Here is an 18,762-nt window from a genome sequence, read left to right as displayed (position 1 = left end):
GGCCTTCCCTCATCTTCGCCCACGGCCACCTTGACCGCGAACCGGAATTGGCACCTAGTCCCGGTCGGCCTCGCCAGGTCGCGAGTCGAAAGCCGGGAGGGTTGCCGGGGCTTCGCAGGGCCGGTCCCTCCACCCCTCTGGATGAGCAATATGAAGTTGTTGAACTGGACTCTACCCGCTCAAGTGGCCGAAACTTCCACCTGTCTCACCATGTGGGACGGGTGGTCTCAGCGATAATCCTCGCCCAGGACACCCTGCACGTATTTGCGCGCCTGGTGGATGCGGGACTTCGCGGTGCCGAGCGGAATGCCGAGCTGCTCGGCCACCTCGTTGTAGTCGAGCTGGACGATGTCGCGCAGCACCAGCGCCTGCGCCAGGTCGGGCTTGTCGGCCTCCAGCGCCTCCATCGCGTCGAGCAGGTCGAGCCGCGAGCCCGCGATCACGCTGACCCGCCGCACGTCGGGCTTCTGCATGGGCAGCTCGTCCGAGCTCTGCTCGGCCGACCTGCGCTTGAGCGTCCGGTACGTCGTCCGCGCGCAGTTGGCGGTCACGATGTGCAGCCAGGTGCTGAACCTGGCCCGCCCCTCGAAGCGGCCGATGTTGCGCGCCACGGCCAGCAACGTATCTTGCGAGGCCTCTTCCGCATCCTGGTGATAAGGGAGGATTCGGGCGCAGTGGCGCAGCACGTCAGGCTCGATCCGCGCCAGGAGCTCGCCAAGTGCGCGATGGTCTCCTCCGGCCGCGGAGCGGGCGAGTTCCTCGGTTAGCTCATCAAGCGCCATAGATGGGATCCTATGTTTGTGATCGATGGGAGCCTAGTTGACTTCCTCGCCCCGCCGCACGCGAGATGGCGCGGTCCGCGCGTCAATCCCGCGACAATCCCGCGACTCACTGACCGAGGATGTCCATGAACAGCGTCCTGCTCGCCTCCAACAGAGGCCCGGTCTCCTTCACCGTCTCCGACGACGGCGAGCTGACCATGCGGCGCGGCGGCGGCGGGCTCGTCTCGGGCCTGTCGGGCGTGGCCAAGGACGACGGCGTGCTGTGGGTCTGCGCCGCGCTGTCCGACGGCGACCGCAGCGCCGTGCGCCTGGCCTCCGGCGGCCGCATCGACCAGGCCGGCTACGACACGGGCCCGCTGCGCATGCTCGACATCGCGCCCGCCGTCTTCCACCGCGCCTACAACGCCGTGGCCAACTCCACCCTGTGGTTCGTCAACCACCTGCTCTACGACATCCCCAACACGCCCAACTTCGGCACGAGGTTCGAGCGCGAGTGGGAGTCCTACCGCGACTACAACGGGGCGTTCGCGCTGGCGCTGGCCGAGGAGGCCGGCCACGGCGCCCGCGTGATGGTGCAGGACTATCACCTTACGCTGACCCCCGCCATGCTCCGCGCCGAGCGGCCCGACCTGCGCATCGCCCACTTCAGCCACACGCCGTGGGCGCCGCCGGAATACTTCTCGCTGCTGCCCGACGAGGTGGCGCGCGAGGTCCTGGAGGGCATCCTGGGGGCCGATCACGCCGGGTTTCTCACCGACAGATGGGCCCAGGCGTTCATGGACTGCTGCGAGCGCCTGCTGGGCGCCGAGGCCGACCGCGTCGGGCGCAGCGTCACCCACGAGGGCCGCACGACCCGCATCGGGGTGCAGAGCCTCGGCGTGGACGGCTCGGCACTGTGGGAGCGGGCCAGCGAGCCCGACGTCGAGTCCCACATGACCGCGCTCAGGGACCAGGTGGGCGACCGCAGGCTGATCGTCCGCATCGACCGCACCGAGCTGTCGAAGAACATCGTCCGCGGCCTGATCGCCTACCGCGAGTTCCTGGCCGCCCATCCCGAGTGGCACGGCCGGGTCGTCCACCTCGCCTTCGCCTATCCCAGCCGGCACGACCTGCCCGAATACCGCGAATACACCGCTTCGGTGCAGCGCCGCGCCCAGGAGATCGAGGACGAGTACGCCACCGACGACTGGGACCCGCTGATACTCAACGTCAACGACGACTATCCGCGTTCGCTGGCCGCGTACCGGATGGCCGACGTGCTGCTCGTCAACCCCATCCGCGACGGCATGAACCTGGTCGCCAAGGAGGGGCCTGTCCTGTCCGAGCGGTGCGCGCTGGTGCTGTCGCGGGAGGCGGGGGCGGCGGCCGAGCTGGGGCAGCACGCGCTCCTGGTCAACCCGTACGACATCAGCGGCACCGCGGCGGCCCTGCACGACGCGCTGGTCATGCCGGAGGACGAGCGCCGCATGCGCCGCGACAAGCTGCACGCGGCCGCGACCGCCCTGCCGCCGCAGAAGTGGTTCGCCGCCCAGCTCGACGCCCTGACCTGAGCCGGCTCGGGGGTTCTCACCCGATCCGGCTCAGCGGTTTCGCCCGAGCCTGCTCTGCGGGTTTTCGCCTGAGTCTGCTCGGCCCCCGGTTCCGAGCGGGCTCGGCGCGCTGACCTACCATGAGAAGGCGACGCCCCTCACCGATCAGGAGGCTGCCGGGTGAGCATGGTCTTACCGCCCATCCGGCTGATCAGAGATCGCCCGACCTGGCTCATCTACCTGCAGCTCGGCGCGTTCGCCACCTACATGTACGGCCTGAGCGCCGCCCTGCCGCTGCTCCGCGCCGACCTGCGCGTCCCGGCCACCGTCGCGGGCCTGCACGGCACCGCCATGGCCGTGGGCACAATCGTGGCCGGGCTGCTGCTGCCGGCGCTCACCCGCAGGTTCGGCCGGCGCGCGACGACCTGGATCGGCCTGGCCGGGATGAACGCCGGCCTGCTCGTGATCGTCCCCGCCGACGCCCTGCCCCTGACGATGCTCGGGTACGGCGTCTCGGGCGGGTTCAGCTCGATCATGCTCTACACCGCCATGGCCGCGCTCAGCGACCACCACGGCCCGGCGGGCCCGGCCGCGATCAGCGAGGCCAACGCCGTGGGCGTGGTGGTGGGCATGGGGATGACGTTCTGCCTCAGCGTGGTCGCCCAGAGCACGTTCGGCTGGCGGGCGGCGCTGCTGGTCACACCGGTCGTGAGCGTGCTGCTGGCCCTGTTCATGGGCCGCGTCTGGCCGCCATCGCCTCCTGTCCCGCAACAGCCGGCCGAAGCCAGTGCGGGTACGGAGGCGGTGGGCAGGCCGGGGTGGGGGTTTCATCTGGCGGGGCTGGTGCTGTTCTGCTGCGTGGCGATGGAGTTCACGTTCAACCTGTGGGCCGCCGACCTGTTCGCCGGCCGTACGGGAATCAGCGCGGCCACGGCGGCCACGGGGCTGACGGCGTTCGTGGGCGGGCTGGCGGCCGGGAGGTTCGCCGGGGCTCAGCTCGCGCTGCGCCTGCCCCCCGTGCCGCTGTTCGTGGGGGCGCTGGCGGTGGCGTTCGCGGGCTGGCTGCTGTTCTGGCTGAGCACCCACCCGGCGCTCTCCTACGCCGGGCTGGTGGTCTGCGGGCTCGGCGCCTCGTTGCACTTCCCGCTGGCGCTGTCGGGGCTGATCGCCGGCGCGGGAGGCCGGGCCGACCTGGCCGCTGCGGCCTCGCCGATCTGGGCGGGAGCCGCCATCGCGGTGGGCCCGCTCGCGCTCGGCGCGCTCGCGGACGGCTTCGGCACCTGGAAGGCGTTCCTCCTGGTGCCGGTGCTCATCGGCCTGGCCGTGGCCGGGGTGCTCAGCTCCAGTCGGCGTTCCTGAGCACGTCCGGCAGGCCCGGCGTCCTCCACTGGTCGACGACGAGGATCCTGGTCTTCGGCAGGTACCACTCGCGCTGCGTGTAACGCGACTTCACCTTGCCGTTCGCGTACGAGACGCAGGAGGCCCGCCACTCGCGGTAGGCGGCCTTGTGCCCGGGGCCGACCTGGCGCAGCCCCGTGGCCTTGGCCGAGCCGAGGGTCTGGCCCCACTTGCCGTTGCTCGGGCACTGCTGCACGTCGCTCGCGGGATAGAACGGCCGCCTCCCGTCGTAGGCGTGGAACAACTCGTTGCCGTACTTGATGGCCTTGGGACCGAGCACCCAGAAGCTCCGGCAGCCCGGGGTGCCGTAACCGCTGGAGGGCTTGGCGCACTTGCCGGTGACCACGCGGGTCCAGTCGGGGCGGACCCGGTGGACCGCCCATGTGATCGGCAGGTGGAGCGTCAGCCCGCCCCTGAGCTTGAGCGGCTGAGTGGTCGCGACGCTGCTCACGTTCGCGGTGCTCGCGGCGCTTGTGGCGTACGCCGTGCTCGCGGTGTTTGCGGCGTTCGCGGTGTACGGGGCGCTGGTGGCGTACGCGGCGCCGGTGGAGAAGGGTGCGGCGAGGAGGGTGATCGCGGTGAGGGCCGCGACGGCGAGATGACGCTTGGGCATGCCCCGACCCTAGAAAGCGGGACTTGCAGCACAATCACGAACGACTGAACGCCGACCCCAGCTCGCGCAGCAGCGCCACCACGCCCTGCGGCCCGTCCACCACGATGTCGGCCCGTTCGGCCAGTGCGGTCACCTCGGCGGAGCCGCTGCACACGGTCACCCCGGGCAGCCCCGAGGCGCGTACGGCGTCGAACGCGGCCAGATCGCCCAGGTCGTCACCCACGAACATCACCGACCTCGCGGCCTTCTCTGCCAGGAACAGGCTCAGCGCGTGTCCCTTGTCCATGCCGGGCGGCCGCAGCTCCAGCACCATGCGCCCAGGCTCGATCACCAGGTCGTGCTTCTCCGCCAGCTTGGCCAGCGGCTCGCGCAGCACGGCCAGCGCGCCCTCGGGGTCGGGGCTGCGCCTGGTGTGCACGGCCACGGCCCGGCCCTTGTCCTCGATGACGACGCCCTTGAGGTCGAGCGTGCCGAGCAGCAGTTGCAGCTCCGCCTCGGCCCTGGGCACCCCGGGCGGGGGCGGGGGCGCGGAGATCCGTCCGTCCTCCCAGCGTTCGAAGCCGTAGTGGCCGAGCACGACCAGCCCCTCAACGTCGGCCAGGCCGGGGCCGAGCTCCAGCGCGGTGGCCGCGGGCCTGCCGGTCACGACGGCCACCGCGAGGACGTGAGCGCCCAGGTCGGCGAGTACGGCCGGCGCTTCGGGATGGATCACGGCCTGGGCCGGATCGGGCACGATCGGCGACAGTGTCCCGTCGAAGTCGAGCCCGATCACGGCGCCTGCCGGATCACGCAAGATCGCTTCCATTCCAGGGATGTTCTTCACGCGGCTGCCGTACCCAGCCGGTCAGGGGCGCATGCCAAACCTTCTGGCGGCGCGCTCGCGCTGGCGGGTGGACCGAAGCCTGCGCAGCCTCTTGACCAGCATGGGGTCCTGCTCAAGAGCCTCCGGCCTGTCGATCAGCTCGCTGAGCAGCTGGTAGTAGCGCGTGGCGGAGAAACCGAAGCTCTCCTTGATGGCCTGCTCCTTCGCGCCCGCGTAGCGCCACCATTGGCGCTCGAAGGCGAGGAGCTCGATGTCGCGTTCTGAGAGCGGTTGTCGGGACGGTTCCTGGGCAGCATTGTCACCGCTGAGCGGTGCTCCCATGGTGTCCTCCTCGAAAGGGGCGAGTGACGGTCACGTCGCTCGCACGCGGCCCGAGGCCATCGTAATGTGCCGAGTGCGGCTGTTCACGGCGGATTGAGGGACGTACAGTCACCAAATGTGACCTCAGTCATCACGCTCCTCACGGACTACGGCCTCGAAGACGGTTACGTGGCGGCCTGTCATGGCGTGATCGCCGGCATCGCTCCCGAGGCCCGCGTGATCGACGTGTGCCACCTGATCCCCTCCGGCGACGTACGGCGCGGGGCGGCGGTCCTGGCCCAGACCATCCCCTACCTGCCGCTGGGCATCCACATCGGCGCGGTCGATCCGGGCGCGGGCGGCGCCAGGCGGGCGGTGGCCGTCGAGGCGGGCGGCCGGGTGTTCATCGGCCCCGACAACGGGGTGCTCTCGTGGGCGGTGCACGCCAGCGGCGGCGCGGTGGCGGCGTACGAGATCAGCAACTCCGAGCACTTCCTGCATCCGGTCTCGCCGACCTTCCACGGGCGCGATGTCTTCGCCCCGGTCGCGGGGCGGCTGTACGGCGGGCTGCCTCCGGCGGACCTGGGGCCCGAGGTGCCGCTGTCCCGGCTGGTCTCGCTGCCCGAGCCGACCTCGCAGCTGCGCGAGGGCTCGGTGGAGGGCGAGGTGGTCTCGGTCGACCGTTACGGCAACACGCAGCTGTCGATCGCGGCCGGCGACCTTCAGGCGCTGGGCGTACGGGTGGGCGACACGTTGGGGGTGTGGCTGGGGCGGCGGCAGCTCGCGCTTCCCTTCCGTGAGACGTACGCGGCGGTGCCGCCGGGGGAACTGGTGGCGTTCGCGGACTCGGCCGGGCTGATCGCCATCGCGATCAACTGTGGTGACGCGGCCCAGCGGCTGGGGCTCCCGCCTGGGGCACATGTCCGACTTTCGCCCACTCCGTAGGCGGAAAGCCATAGATCGGAATTACTCCACGTATCGGTCTGTTTACCGAAGCGTCGGAATGACTGAACGCTCTCGTGTCAGAATGCGGAACAGATCGGAGGTCCCTCCCCTCCTGTTCGAGGTTGACATGTTCCATTTGTCCCTTGTGCTGTTGTCCATCATGGCCGCGGTCTGGCCCTCACCGGCCCCGACCGTCTCAGAACGCTGGCACGCGTGGCCGGTCGCCCGGGTCTTCCCCGACTCGGTGCCCGGCTCCAGCCCTTCGGGGGCGCGGGTCACGTACGTGCTGGCCGGAGTCGCCCCCGAGGCGCCCTGCCGCCGCGCCTTCCAGCCGGCCGTCGTGGGTCCGGGGTGCCGTACGGCGTTACGCGCCACGTACGCGGACAGCACCGGCACCTTCGTCGTCACCGTCGGCATCGCCGTACTCGACAGCCGGCCACCCACCCAGACCCTCGCTCCCGCCACCGATCCGGGAGCCGGTCTCACGGACGGGTCCGCAGACGGACTCACGGACGGATCCGCAGACGGTCGCACGGACAGGTCGGCAGACGGTTTCACGGCCGGTTTCGCGGCAGGCCCAGCGGCCGATCCCGAAGCCGTATTCGTGGCAGGCCCGACAGCCGGTCTCGGGACCGTTTTCGTGGCAGGCCCGACGGCGGGTCTCGGGGCCGTTTTCGCCGATGCCGGGCGGCCCGCCACCGTGCGGCCGGTGGCCTTCCCCGGCGGAGCGGCCGAGCGGTTCGGCGATCGGCAGTACTTCACCGGCGTCGTGGTCGACTCCGACGAGCGTTATGTGGTGGCGACGGCCGCCGGATACGCCGACGGGCGGGCGTACCGGCCGGGCGACGGCGCCATGGTCCGACTGCGGCACGCGGCGCGGCAACTGGCGACGGTCCTGCACCAGGCGCTGACCCGATGAGGCGGCTCATCGTCCCGACGCTGGTGGCCGGCCTGACGGCCGTCATCGCCGTCCCCGGCACCGCCGCCCACGCCACCACCCACACGACCCGCACCGCAGACAAAGCGGACACGGCAGGCGCGGCGTACGCGACAGGCGCCGCAGGCGCAGCGGGCGCGACCGGCGTGGCAGACGATGTCGGTGATCTGGGGGAGGCGGCGCGGGCCGGGCAGTGGCAGCTCGGCACACTGCGGCTGCCTGAGGCGTGGCGGGTGAGCAAGGGCGCGGGCGTGGTGGTGGCCGTACTGGACACCGGTGTGAACGCGAACCACCCCGACCTGCGCGGCGCCGTCATGCAGGGCCCCGACCTGACCGGCACCGGCGACGTGCCCTGGGGCCCGCACGGCACCGCCATGGCCAGCCTGATCGCGGGTCGCGGGCACGGCGACGGCAGCGGCATCATCGGGGTGGCCCCCGCCGCCAAGGTGCTGTCCGTACGGGTGACGCTGGAGAACGGCGACCCGCGGCGCGGCAGGCAGCTCTCCGGCTGGCGTGACGCGCTGGCCAAGGGCATCCGGTACGCGGCCGACCACGGCGCCGACGTCATCAGCATGTCGCTCGGCGGCGGCAGCGGCGCGTGGGAGGGGTACGCGGCGGAGGAGGAGGCCGTCCAGCACGCGATCAGCAAGGGAGCGGTACTGGTGGCCTCGTCGGGCAACGACGGCGCCGCCGCCAACAGGAAGAACTTCCCCGCCGCCTACCCGGGGGTGATCGCGGTGGGCGCGGTCGACCGGCGGATGAGGGTGGCCCGGTTCTCCAACAAGCAGGACTACGTGTCGGTGGTGGCGCCGGGCACGCAGATCGTCACGGCCGACGCGGGCACCTCGTACGTGGTCGGCGACGGCACCAGCTCGGCCGCCGCCATGGTCGCGGGCATCGCGGCGCTGATCAGGTCGGCGCATCCCGGCATGTCGCCCTACCACGTGCGCAGGGCCATCGAGCTGGGCACCGGGCGGCAGCCGTCGGGCGGCTACAGCCCCGCCTACGGGCACGGCGTGGTCGACGCGCTGCTCGCCCTGCGGATGGCGGACCGGCTGGCGGTGCCGGTCACCGCCCTGGCCGCCGGTCCTGGGCCGTACTTCGGCGACGGGCCCGTGCCGGCCACCAGGGTGCCGGTGGTGGGCGGCATGCTGCTGCTGATGGTGGTGATGTCGGCGCGGGTGGTGCTGCGGCGCAGGACCCGGCGGAGGGATGTAACCTAGCAAGCGCTTGTGTGATACTCCGGCTATGACGTACGCGATCGACGGCTGGTTCGCCATCGAGGAAGCGGGCGTCCGCCTGCTGGGCACCCGGTGCCCGGCCTGCGGAGCGGTGTGCTTCCCGCCACGGCACGGCTCGTGCCCCGACCCCCGGTGCGCGGGCACGGAGATGGAGGTGTTCGGGCTGCCACGGCGCGGACGCGTCTGGTCGTACACGAACGCCTGCTACCCGCCGCCGGCGCCGTACGTGGCCGCGCAGCCGTACGAGCCGGTGACGCTGGCCGCGGTCGAGCTCGACGAGGTCGGAATCGTGGTGCTCGGGCAGGTCAAGGGCCTGACGGTGGACGAGCTCACGGTGGGCATGGAACTGGAGCTGACCTCGGGCCCGCTGGCCGACGGCCCGCTGGTGTGGATGTGGGGGCGGCCGTCATGAGGCCCGTGACAGGGGTGCGCGCGAGCGCCATGAGGCCAGGAATGACACGGGTACACCGCTGGAGGCGAGCGTCATGAGCGTGGTCGTGATGGGCACCGGGATGCACCCGTGGGGCAAGTGGGGCCGTCCCTTCCTCGACTACGGCGTCGCCGCCGCCCGCGAGGCGCTCAAGGACGCCGGCCTGGCCTGGACGGACGTGCAGTTCGTGGTCGGCGCGGACACCATCAGGAACGGCTACCCGGGCTTCGTCTCCGGCGCCTCCTACGCCAAGGCGCTGGGCTGGTCGGGCGCCAGGGTCGCCTCCTGCTACGCGGCCTGCGCGTCGGGGGCCCAGGCGCTGGACATCGCGCGCACCAGGATCCTGGCGGGACTGTGCGACGTCGCCCTCGTGGTCGGGGCGGACGCGACCCCGAAGGGTTTCTTCAAGCCGGTGGGCGGCGACCGCCCCGACGACCCCGACTGGCTGCGCTTCCGCCTCCTCGGCGCCACGAACCCGGCCTACTTCGCCCTCTACGCCCGGCGCCGGATGGCCGTGCACGGCTCGACGCCGGAGGACTTCGCCGCCGTCAAGGTCAAGAACGCGCTGGCGGGCTCGCTCAACCCGCTGGCCCGCTACCGCGGGCGGGTCACCGCCGAGCAGGTGCTGGCCTCGCCCATGGTGGCCGACCCGCTGCACCTCATGGACATCTGCGCCACCTCGGACGGCGGCGCGGCGGTGGTCCTGGCCTCGGAACGGTACGCCCGCCGCCACGGCGGCACCCGGGTACGCCTGGCCGCCGTCTCCACGGTCACGCCCACCTTCCCGAACACGGTGCTGGAACTGCCGGACTTCGCCACGGACTCCCGCGTCACCGACCCCCCGTCCGGCCACCTGCCCTTCAGGGCGGCGATAGCGCACGCGGCGTACGAGGAGGCGGGCCTGGGCCCGCAGGACGTGTCGCTGGCCGAGGTCTACGACCTGTCCACGGCGCTGGAGCTGGACTGGATGGAGGACATCGGCCTCTGCCCGCCAGGCGAGGCGGACAAGCTGCTCCGCGACGGGCAGACCGCGCTGGGCGGCCGCATCCCGGTCAATCCGTCGGGCGGCCTGGCTTCGTTCGGCGAGGCGATCCCGGCCCAGGCCATCGCCCAGCTCTGCGAGCTGACCGTGCAGCTCAGCGGCCGGGCGGGAGCGCGCCAGGTGGAGAACGCCCGCGTGGGCCTGGCCGCCAACCAAGGCCTGTTCGGCCACGGCTCAGCGATCATCGCCACCCGCTGAGCTGGAGCCCCCTGAAACCGGGTCAGGCTTTGAACCACGCCACGAGGCCCACAGAGCGCCGTAACGGCGCTCTGCCACTGACGGGTTCAGCCAGCGTCTCCCTGGAGGGCCATCAGCCACGTACGGCGTCTGGGGCAACCCGGCGCCGCCGTAACAGATGGGCCCTCCAGAAAGAGAGGGAAAGCAACTACCCCACGTGCACCACATCATGGGTTTCGGCGAAATGGCAGGCGCTTTCGTGCGCCGTGCCCGGCCGGATCTGCAGCAGCGGCTCCTCCTCGGCGCAGATCTCCTGCGCCTTCCAGCACCGCGTCCGGAACCGGCACCCGCTCGGCGGGTTGGCCGGCGACGGTGGGTCGCCCTGGAGGATGATCCGCTCCCGCTGTTCCCGGCCCTCGGGGTCGGGCACCGGCACCGCCGACAGCAGCGCCTGCGTGTACGGATGCGCGGGCCGGTCGTAGATCTCCGTGTCCTTGCCGAGTTCGACGAACTTGCCCAGGTACATCACCCCGACCCGGTCGGAGATGTGGCGCACCACCGACAGGTCGTGGGCGATGAAGATGTAGGCCAGGTTGAACTCGTTCTGCAGCCGTTCGAGCAGGTTGATGACCTGCGCCTGGATCGACACGTCGAGCGCGGAGACCGGCTCGTCGCAGACGATGATCTCCGGCTGGAGCGCCAGCCCGCGGGCGATGCCGATGCGCTGCCGCTGTCCGCCGGAGAACTGGTGCGGGTAGCGGTTGATGTGGTCGGGGTTGAGTCCGACCACCTCCAGCAGCTCCTGCACCTTCGTGCGCCGGTCGCCCTTGGGGGCGACCTCCGTGTGGATCTCGTACGGCTCGCCGATGATGTCGCCGACGGTCATCCGGGGGTTCAGCGAGGTGTACGGGTCCTGCATCACCATCTGGATGTTGCGCCGCATGCGCTTGAGCTCGCCGCCCCTGGCCTTGGCGATGTCCCGGCCGTTGATCTTGACCGAGCCCGAGGTGGGCCGCTCCAGCGCCATCAGCACCTTGGCGAGGGTGGACTTGCCGCAGCCCGACTCGCCCACGATGCCCAGCGTCTCGCCCCTGTTCAGGTCGAACGAGACGCCGTCGACGGCCTTGATCGCGCCGATCTGCTTCTTGAAGAGGATGCCCTGCGTCAGCGGGAAGTGCTTGACCAGGTCGCGCACCTCAAGGATGCGCTCACTGTCGCTCGCCATCGAGGACCTCCCTCCAGTAGTGGCAGGCGCTGCTGCGCACGCCGCTGATCTCGTAGAGCGGGGGGGCTTCGGTCACGCAGTTGTCCTGCCGGTACGGGCACCGCGGGTTGAACGAGCAACCCGGCGGCAGGTCCAGCAGGTTGGGCGGCAGGCCCTTGATCGCGTACAGTTCCTGGCCCTTGAGGTCGACCCTGGGGATCGAGTCCAGCAGGCCCTTCGTGTACGGATGCGCGGGCGACTTGTAGATGTCGTACACGGGGGCGTTCTCCACGATGCGCCCCGCGTACATGACCGCGATCTTGTCGGCCACGTCGGCCACGACGCCGAGGTCGTGGGTGATGAGGATCAGGCCCATCTGGCTCTCGCGCTGCAGCTCGGCCAGCAGTTCCATGATCTGCGCCTGGACGGTCACGTCCAGCGCCGTGGTCGGCTCGTCCGCGATCAGCACCTCGGGGTCCAGCGCGATCGACATGGCGATCATGATGCGCTGGCGCATGCCCCCGGAGAACTGGTGCGGGTAGTCGTGCACGCGCTGCTTGGCGGCCGGGATGCGGACCCGGTCCATCAGCTCGACGGCCTTCTTCATGCCGTCGGCCTTGGACATGCCCCGGTGCACCCGGAACATCTCACTGATCTGCCAGCCCACGGTGAAGACCGGGTTGAGGGCGGAGAGCGCGTCCTGGAAGATCATCGCGATCCGCTGCCCGCGCACCTGCGTGCGGGCGTCCTCCGACAGTTTGAGCAGGTCGGTGCCCCTGAAGCGGATCTCCCCCTTGGGGATGACCGCCGGTGGCATGTCGAGAATGCCCATGATGGCCTGAGCCGTCACGGACTTGCCCGACCCCGACTCGCCCAGCACGGCGAGAGTCTCGCCCGCGCCGACCGTGTAGCTCACGCCGTTCACCGCGCGCACGACGCCCGCGCGGGTGCGGAACTCCACGTGCAGGTTGTCGACGGCGAGCAGCGGCCCGTCGCCCGGCCCTCCCTCGGCGGGCAACGCGTCCGGAGTCGTCTTCGTCACTTTGATCCTCCCTCCTACCTGAGCTTCGGATCGAGCGCGTCGCGCACGGCGTCGCCCATCATGATGAACGCCAGCACGGTGACGCACAGGAACACGGCCGGGAAGATCAGCGGCAGCGGCGCCTCCAGGAACCTGTTGCGCGCGTCGGCGATCATCAGGCCCCAGGAGATGTCCGGCGACTGCACGCCGACGCCCAGGAAGGACAGCGCGGCCTCGGCCGCGATGAATCCGCCCAGGTTGATCGTGGCCACCACGATGACCGGGGCCACCGAGTTGGGCAGCAGGTGGCGGAACATGATCCGGCCCGCTCCCGCTCCCAGTGCCCTGGCCGCGACCACGAAGTCCTGGCTCTTCGCCGTGATCACGGCCGCCCGCATGATGCGGTACGTCATCGGCCAGCCCAGCACCGCCAGCGCGATGATGACCAGCAGGATGCTGTTGGCCCGGCCGCGGAACGTGGCCGCGATCAGCAGGGCGCCCAGGATCGGGGGGATGGCGAAGAAGATCTCGGTGACCCGCGAGGAGACCGTGTCGACCACGCCGCTCTTGTAGCCGGCGATGATGCCGAGCAGCCCGCCCACGAGCGTGGTGATGATCGTGGTCAGCACCCCGATCACGATGGAGTTGCGGGCCCCGTAGATCGTCCTGGAGTAGACGTCGCAGCCGAGGCTGTCCCGTCCGAACAGGTGGCCCGCGCTGGGCGTCTGCCGCGCCGTGGACAAGTCGCACGTCCTGGCGTTGAACGGGTCGACCGAGGTGAACAGCTGCGGCCAGAACGACATGACCAGCAGGATCAGGATGATGATCACCGACAGGATGAACATCGGCCGGCGCCTGAGGTCGTACCAGGCGTCGGTCCACAGGCTCGCGGGCTTGCCGCCCTTGGCCTGCTTGTGCTTGCCCTGGCGTGGCGGCGCGGGGGCGGTCACCGTGTCCGAGACCATGGTCTGCGTCTCCGGGAGTCCCGGCCCGACCGGCGGGGTTGGGTTACTCATAGCGGATCCTCGGGTCTAGCACGGCGTACAACAAGTCGACGACCAGGTTGGCCAGGATGTAGACCAGCACCAGTACGGTGACGATACCGACGACGACGGGTTGTTCGCGCAGGTACACCGATGTGAAGAGCTGGTTTCCGATCCCCTGGAGATTGAAGATCGTCTCGGTGATGACCGCGCCGCCCATCAGGTTGCCGAGGTCGGCGCCCAGATAGGTGACCAGCGGGATCAGCGCGTTGCGCAGCCCGTGCCTGCCGATGACCCGGCGTCTGGACAGGCCCTTGGCCGTGGCCGTGCGGATGTAGTCCGCCCTCAGCGTCTCCGCCAGGCTCGTCCTGGTGAGCCTGGTCAGGTACGCGATGGACGTCCCCGCGAGCACGAAGCCGGGCAGCAGGTAGCTGCGCCAGCCCGCGAACGTGCCCGCCACGGGGAAGATGTCCGCTCCGGTCCACTGCTTGAGTTTCACACCCAGCAGGAGCTGCAGCACGAATCCGGTCACCAGCGTGGGCACCGAGATCAGCAGCAGCGTGGAGGCGAGGATCATGGTGTCGGTGGCCTTGCCGCGGCGCAGCGCCGCCCACAGGCCCAGGCCGACGCCGATGACGGCCTCCATGACCAGGGCGGTCAGCGCGAGGTTCAGCGTGATCTGGAACTTGCCGGCCATGATCTGGGACACCGGGATGTCGGCGAAGTTCACCCCGAAGTCACCGCGGAAGAGAACGCCGCTGATGTAGTACCAGTACTGCAGCAGCAGCGGATCGTTGAGGTGGTACTGCTCGCGCAGCACCTCGGCGATCGCGGCGTCCGGACGCTTGTCCCCGAACAGTGCCGCGATGGGGTCTCCGGGCAGTGCGAAGACGATGCAGAAGATGAGTAGCGTGGCGCCGAGCAGGACGGGTATCGCCTGGATCAGTCGCCTAATGACATATCGGCCCATTCAAGCCCTCCGGTACACACTTGGAGGCAGCCCCCAGAGTCCGTGGTTTACCCGGCTCGAGTGGCTGCCTCCAAGCTCAGCCATCCGACGGGTGGACGGCGAGAGCCGCCGCCCACCCCGCGAATGACGTCAGGCCTTCTCGACGTCGGCCCAGTTGATCTGGTTGAGCAGGTTGAGCTTGACGTTCTTGACCTTCGTCGAGTGCCCGAAGTTGCTCCGGTAGAAGTAGACCGGGATGTAGGGGAGGTCCTTGAGCAGGATGTCATCGGCCTGCTGGTAGAACTTCAGCCCTTCGGCCGCGTCGGTGGCCTGGTCGCCCTTGGCCACCAGGTCGTCGAAGTCCTTGTTGGAGTAACCGCCGTAGTTGGAGCCGGTGCCGATGGCGCCGGTGCCGAAGATCGGGGTCAGGTAGTTCTCGGCCGCCGGGTAGTCGATCGCCCAGCCCATCCGGAACAGGCCCTTGTACTCCTTGGCGTCCAGAGCGTCCAGGATGCCCTGGAACTTCTCGAACGGCTTCGGAGTGACCTCGATGCCCAGGTTGGCGCGCAGGTTGTTGGCGACGGCCTCGATCCACTCCTTGTGGCCGCCGTCGTTGTTGTAGCCGAGCTCGATGGTCTTCGGACCGCCGGCGGCCTCGTACAGTTTCTTGGCCTCGGCCGGGTTGTACGTGCACGCCTCGCACGCGCCCTGGCGGTAGCCGGGGATGGCCGGGTTGATGAAGTCGTCGGCGGGCGAACGGGTGCCGGAGAAGACCGTGTCGGTGATCGTCTTCCGGTCGATCGCCATCGAGATGGCCTTGCGGACGTCGACGTTCTCGAAGTCCTTGTTGTACTTCAGCGGGGTGCCGATGTAGCCGATCGACGCGTCGGGCTCGTCGAAGTAGCGGTCACCGAGCACCTGCTTGGCCGTCGAGATGGCCGTGGCCGGCAGGGAGTCGTGGATGTCGAGGTTCTCGGCCTGGAGGTCGTTCCAGGCGGTCTCGGAGCTGGTGTAGACCTTGAACTGGAGCTTGGTCCAGCCCGTGGGCTTCTTCCCGGTGAACTTGTCGTAGACCGACAGCTCGATGGTCGGGTCGGTGCCCTTCTTGTAGGGCTTGTCCAGCTTGAACAGACCCTGGCCGATCGGCTGCTCGCCGTAGGCCTGGGTCACCTTGCCATCGGGGCCGATGGCCGACTTGGGCATGGGGTAGAAGGCGGTGTAGCCCAGCATCGTCTTGAACTGCGAGAACGGCGCCGTGAGGGTGACCTCGAGCGTGGAGTCGTCGACGACCTTGAGACCCTTCATCTCCTTGGCCGCCGGCGTCTTGCCCTCACCCGGGTGCACGTCCTCGTAACCGGCGACGCGACCGAAGAAGTAGGACGAGCTCATGGCGTTGTCCTGGAGGGCGGCGAAGTTCCACGCGCGCGCGTAGTCCGCGGCGGTGACCGGCGTGCCGTCGTGCCACGTGTAGCCGGACTTCAGCTTGATCGTCCAGACCTTGCTGTCCGTCGTGGTGATCGACTCGGCGGCCTCTTCGACCGGCTGCTTGTTCTCGTCGTAACGCACAAGCGGCGAGAACACGGCGGCGAGGACCTCAGAGCCCTCGGTCTCGGTCGTGTTCTGGGGGTTCAGGAGCTCCTGGGGCTCACCGATCTCCATGCGGACCGGCGTCTCCCCGCCGCCCGCGGCAGTGCCGCCGCTGTCCGAGGCACCGCCACCACACGCGGCAACCGCGAGGGCGAGCAGCGCGGTACCGGCGACGATCCGTGCGCCCTTAGTAACACGCATGGTGAAAGAATTCCTCCCTCTACAGGTGGGCGCCAAGCGCTGAGCTGCGGTGATCCGGAGCAGCCTGACGGGGGGTTCCTGGTATCCCCCCGGATTTGGCTGACATGGTCAAACCAGCCGACGCCCTGCCAGTCGATCGCGACTATCCCTTACTACTTGCCACCAGGGAGTCTCTGGCGCATTGCAGTTCGGTCACACGTGTGCCTATCCACCGTCACGGGCATTCCGCCCAAAGACGTACAAACAGCGCAAACAACCATAGAGGGTAGAGCACGGACGTGAACAGTCGATGAAAAATACCCTCTACATGACGGTGGTCGCGCCCTTGCCACCACACCCCGGTTCACTGGGCTACGGTTGAGCAGGTCTTGACGACGCCTTGGAACCCGGCGTCGGCAAGCTCCGTCCAACAGACTGTCGCCGACCCGCGCGACAGGCACCCCACCGACCGGGATCCAATAGAGTCCTTGCCATGAGCCAGCCGGAATCCGCTGTAGCGGACGCCCAGGCGGGCGGCCGAAGCGGGCAGGAGCCGCTGGCCAAGCTCGCCAAGAGATACGGGCTTCGTCGTGCCATCGCACGGCCGAGGTTCCCTGTCTACCTGCGCCAGCTGTGGCAGCGGCGTCATTTCATCCTGACGTACGCGACCTCACGCAACGTCACGAAATACTCCAATTCCGCGCTGGGCCAGCTGTGGCAGGTGCTGACGCCCCTGCTCAACGCCGGCATCTACTTCCTGATGTTCGGCCTCATCCTGGGCGGCAACAAGAACATCGACAACTACCCGGCCTTCCTGCTGACCGGGATGTTCATCTTCACCTTCACGCAACGCACGGTCACCGCGGGCGCGAAGTCGATCTCCGGCAACCTGTCGATGATCAGAGCGCTGCACTTCCCCAGGGCGTCGCTGCCGCTGGCCTACACGATCCAGGAGCTGCAGCAACTGGCCATCTCCATGGGCGTGCTGCTCGCGCTCGTGGTCGCCACCCAGGAATGGCCCACGTGGTACTGGCTCATGATCCCCGTGGTGCTGCTGCTGCAGACGATGTTCAACGTCGGCGCCGGCCTGGTGGTCGCCCGGCTCGGCGCCACGATGCGCGACCTCAACCAGTTGCTGCCGTTCATCACCCGCACGTGGCTCTACGCCTCGGGCGTCTTCTTCTCGATCCAGGACAAGGTCGTCGACGCCGCGCAGCTGCCCCAGTGGGTGGCCAACGTGATGTATCTCAACCCGGCGGCCTCCTTCATCGAGTGGATGCGCGAGATCCTCATCGCCTCCCACAACAAGGGGTTCGGCCACCACCCGCCCCCGATGGTATGGATGTCTTGCGTATTCTGGGCGGTGTTCGCACTCGGCTTCGGCTTCTGGTTCTTCTGGCGGTCCGAGGAGAGGTACGGGCGTGGCTGAACTGACCAAGGAGCTGTCACAGGTGAAGGGCGACAAGCCCGCCGTCCCCGGCAAGGATGTGAGAGTGCATCCCAACCCGGAGCCCCCGGGCAAGCGGCCCCTCGACGTACCAACGGGCACTCCCACCGTCATCGTCGACGACCTCCACATCGTCTACCGCGTCTACGGCGCCGCCTCGGACAACGAGAAGGGCAACGCGGTCAACGCCCTCACGCGCATCCTGAAGCGCCAGGGGCGGCCGCAGATGAAAGAGGTCCACGCGGTCAAGGGCGTGACCTTCGTGGCCTATCACGGCGACGCCATCGGCATCGTGGGCCGCAACGGCTCGGGCAAGTCCACGCTGCTGCGCGCCATCGCGGGCCTGCTGCCGCCGCACGAGGGCGCCGTCTACACCGACGGCCAGCCCTCGCTGCTCGGCGTCAACGCGGCCCTCATGCGCGAGCTGACCGGCGAGCGCAACATCGTCCTCGGCTGTTACGCCATGGGCATGACGCCCGCCGAGGTCAGGGAGAAATACCAGGAGATCGTCGACTTCTCCGGCATCGACGAGTTCGTCCAGCTGCCCATGTCGACCTACTCCTCCGGCATGGGCGCGCGGCTCCGCTTCGCCATCTCCTCCGCCAAGACCCACGACGTCCTGCTCATCGACGAGGCCCTGGCCACCGGCGACCGCGAGTTCCGCAAGAAGAGCGAGGAACGCATCCGCCAGATCCGCGAGTCGGCCGGCACCGTCTTCCTCGTCGCCCACGACCTGCGCGTCATCGAAGAGACCTGCAACCGGGTCATCTGGCTGCACAAGGGCAAAATCAAAATGGACGGCGACCCGAAAGAGGTCATCGCCGCCTACAACAAGGGCTGATTCGATATTCGATCACGTGGTGCTCGGCGGCGCGCTGCCGAGCCGCTGGTCGCTGCTTCGAGCTGCGCCGCTCTGATCAGCGGCGCTTCAAGCCCCAACCCCGCCGATTTGAGCCCCAACCCCTCCATCCTTTACGGCTCCGCCAAGGCAGCCCACCCGCCGCACTCCGGCTGATGGCCCTCCAGGAAACGCCCTCTGACCCTTCAGTGGCGAGCCGCCGTCACGCGAGCCCAAAGTTGCCCCCCTCCGTGGTCAGGAGTTCGATCTTGTGTGCGAAACTCCCGCGACCCACGGGACAAAAGACTGACACCGAGCCTGCCGTTCCGATAGGAT

The 18,762-nt window shown here is 69.2% G+C and carries 18 protein-coding genes and 1 riboswitch; of the genes, 9 read left to right on the top strand and 9 right to left on the bottom strand.

What is annotated here, in order from left to right:
- Positions 1-6 precede the first annotated feature (6 nt).
- A riboswitch (SAM riboswitch) is annotated at positions 7-148 on the bottom strand.
- Positions 149-227: 79 nt separating this feature from the next.
- Positions 228-686, bottom strand: coding sequence for an RNA polymerase sigma factor (locus tag AB0C28_RS36790; protein ID WP_357853506.1), 459 nt, complete (start codon positions 684-686; stop codon positions 228-230).
- Between the two features lie 221 nt (positions 687-907).
- Between AB0C28_RS36790 and AB0C28_RS36785 the strand changes: the two genes are divergently transcribed.
- A complete protein-coding gene (locus AB0C28_RS36785) occupies positions 908-2,332 on the top strand; it encodes a trehalose-6-phosphate synthase (RefSeq protein ID WP_357853386.1) in 1,425 nt (474 codons plus the stop codon).
- A gap of 165 nt (positions 2,333-2,497) precedes the next feature.
- Complete coding sequence (locus AB0C28_RS36780; RefSeq protein WP_358080307.1) at positions 2,498-3,670, top strand: MFS transporter; 1,173 nt, start codon at positions 2,498-2,500, stop codon at positions 3,668-3,670.
- On the opposite strand, the gene AB0C28_RS36775 is transcribed toward AB0C28_RS36780, so the two are convergent.
- Genes AB0C28_RS36775 through AB0C28_RS36765 form a run of 3 tightly spaced genes read right to left on the bottom strand, consistent with a single transcriptional unit; the run spans position 3,648 to position 5,466 of the window.
- Positions 3,648-4,322 (bottom strand): hypothetical protein, encoded by a 675-nt coding sequence (locus AB0C28_RS36775; protein WP_358080200.1) that lies wholly within the window; start codon positions 4,320-4,322, stop codon positions 3,648-3,650. The two genes, AB0C28_RS36780 and AB0C28_RS36775, sit on opposite strands and share 23 nt — an antisense overlap.
- A 34-nt stretch (positions 4,323-4,356) precedes the next feature.
- Positions 4,357-5,127, bottom strand: a complete 771-nt coding sequence (otsB, locus tag AB0C28_RS36770) for a trehalose-phosphatase (protein ID WP_357853392.1) — start codon at positions 5,125-5,127, stop codon at positions 4,357-4,359.
- A 39-nt stretch (positions 5,128-5,166) separates the two neighbouring features.
- Positions 5,167-5,466 (bottom strand): DUF3263 domain-containing protein, encoded by a 300-nt coding sequence (locus AB0C28_RS36765; protein WP_346111251.1) that lies wholly within the window; start codon positions 5,464-5,466, stop codon positions 5,167-5,169.
- 117 nt (positions 5,467-5,583) lie between these two features.
- Here AB0C28_RS36765 and AB0C28_RS36760 point away from each other — a divergent pair, with 117 nt between their 5' ends.
- The 5 genes from AB0C28_RS36760 to AB0C28_RS36740 all read left to right on the top strand — a co-directional run bounded on the left by AB0C28_RS36760 (position 5,584) and on the right by AB0C28_RS36740 (position 10,238).
- Positions 5,584-6,390 carry an SAM-dependent chlorinase/fluorinase gene (locus tag AB0C28_RS36760; protein ID WP_358080199.1) on the top strand — a complete coding sequence of 269 codons (807 nt, stop codon included), beginning with the start codon at positions 5,584-5,586 and terminating at the stop codon, positions 6,388-6,390.
- Between the two features lie 127 nt (positions 6,391-6,517).
- Positions 6,518-7,309, top strand: a complete 792-nt coding sequence (locus tag AB0C28_RS36755) for a hypothetical protein (protein ID WP_358080198.1) — start codon at positions 6,518-6,520, stop codon at positions 7,307-7,309.
- Entirely contained in the window at positions 7,306-8,550 is a 1,245-nt protein-coding gene (locus tag AB0C28_RS36750) for a S8 family serine peptidase (protein WP_358080197.1), read from the top strand. The genes AB0C28_RS36755 and AB0C28_RS36750 overlap by 4 nt, the downstream gene beginning before the upstream one ends.
- Before the next feature lie 25 nt (positions 8,551-8,575).
- Positions 8,576-8,980 carry an OB-fold domain-containing protein gene (locus AB0C28_RS36745; RefSeq protein WP_358080196.1) on the top strand — a complete coding sequence of 135 codons (405 nt, stop codon included), beginning with the start codon at positions 8,576-8,578 and terminating at the stop codon, positions 8,978-8,980.
- A gap of 73 nt (positions 8,981-9,053) precedes the next feature.
- Positions 9,054-10,238 (top strand): lipid-transfer protein, encoded by a 1,185-nt coding sequence (locus AB0C28_RS36740; RefSeq protein WP_358080195.1) that lies wholly within the window; start codon positions 9,054-9,056, stop codon positions 10,236-10,238.
- Positions 10,239-10,425: 187 nt separating this feature from the next.
- On the opposite strand, the gene AB0C28_RS36735 is transcribed toward AB0C28_RS36740, so the two are convergent.
- The 5 genes from AB0C28_RS36735 to AB0C28_RS36715 form a co-directional block, all read right to left on the bottom strand.
- Entirely contained in the window at positions 10,426-11,442 is a 1,017-nt protein-coding gene (locus tag AB0C28_RS36735; protein ID WP_346111244.1) for a dipeptide ABC transporter ATP-binding protein, read from the bottom strand.
- Entirely contained in the window at positions 11,426-12,463 is a 1,038-nt protein-coding gene (locus tag AB0C28_RS36730) for an ABC transporter ATP-binding protein (protein WP_357853412.1), read from the bottom strand. Before AB0C28_RS36730 ends, AB0C28_RS36735 begins: the two co-directional genes overlap by 17 nt.
- A 14-nt stretch (positions 12,464-12,477) precedes the next feature.
- Positions 12,478-13,458: an ABC transporter permease gene (locus tag AB0C28_RS36725; RefSeq protein ID WP_357853415.1), complete on the bottom strand. Its 981-nt coding sequence runs from the start codon at positions 13,456-13,458 to the stop codon at positions 12,478-12,480.
- Entirely contained in the window at positions 13,451-14,395 is a 945-nt protein-coding gene (locus AB0C28_RS36720; protein ID WP_346111240.1) for an ABC transporter permease, read from the bottom strand. The genes AB0C28_RS36725 and AB0C28_RS36720 overlap by 8 nt, the downstream gene beginning before the upstream one ends.
- Before the next feature lie 129 nt (positions 14,396-14,524).
- Positions 14,525-16,162, bottom strand: a complete 1,638-nt coding sequence (locus tag AB0C28_RS36715; protein ID WP_357853419.1) for an ABC transporter substrate-binding protein — start codon at positions 16,160-16,162, stop codon at positions 14,525-14,527.
- A 472-nt stretch (positions 16,163-16,634) separates the two neighbouring features.
- Between AB0C28_RS36715 and AB0C28_RS36710 the strand changes: the two genes are divergently transcribed.
- Both AB0C28_RS36710 and AB0C28_RS36705 read left to right on the top strand, forming a co-directional pair.
- On the top strand, positions 16,635-17,570 hold the full coding sequence (locus AB0C28_RS36710; RefSeq protein ID WP_357853422.1) for an ABC transporter permease: 936 nt from the start codon (positions 16,635-16,637) through the stop codon (positions 17,568-17,570).
- Positions 17,563-18,429, top strand: a complete 867-nt coding sequence (locus AB0C28_RS36705; RefSeq protein WP_346111236.1) for an ABC transporter ATP-binding protein — start codon at positions 17,563-17,565, stop codon at positions 18,427-18,429. The genes AB0C28_RS36710 and AB0C28_RS36705 overlap by 8 nt, the downstream gene beginning before the upstream one ends.
- The last annotated feature ends 333 nt before the right edge of the window (positions 18,430-18,762 follow it).

Source organism: Nonomuraea sp. NPDC048892, assembly GCF_040649735.1.
In the GTDB taxonomy this organism is placed as follows: Bacteria; Actinomycetota; Actinomycetes; order Streptosporangiales; family Streptosporangiaceae; genus Nonomuraea; species Nonomuraea maheshkhaliensis.
This window is presented reverse-complemented; position numbering and strand designations above follow the sequence as displayed.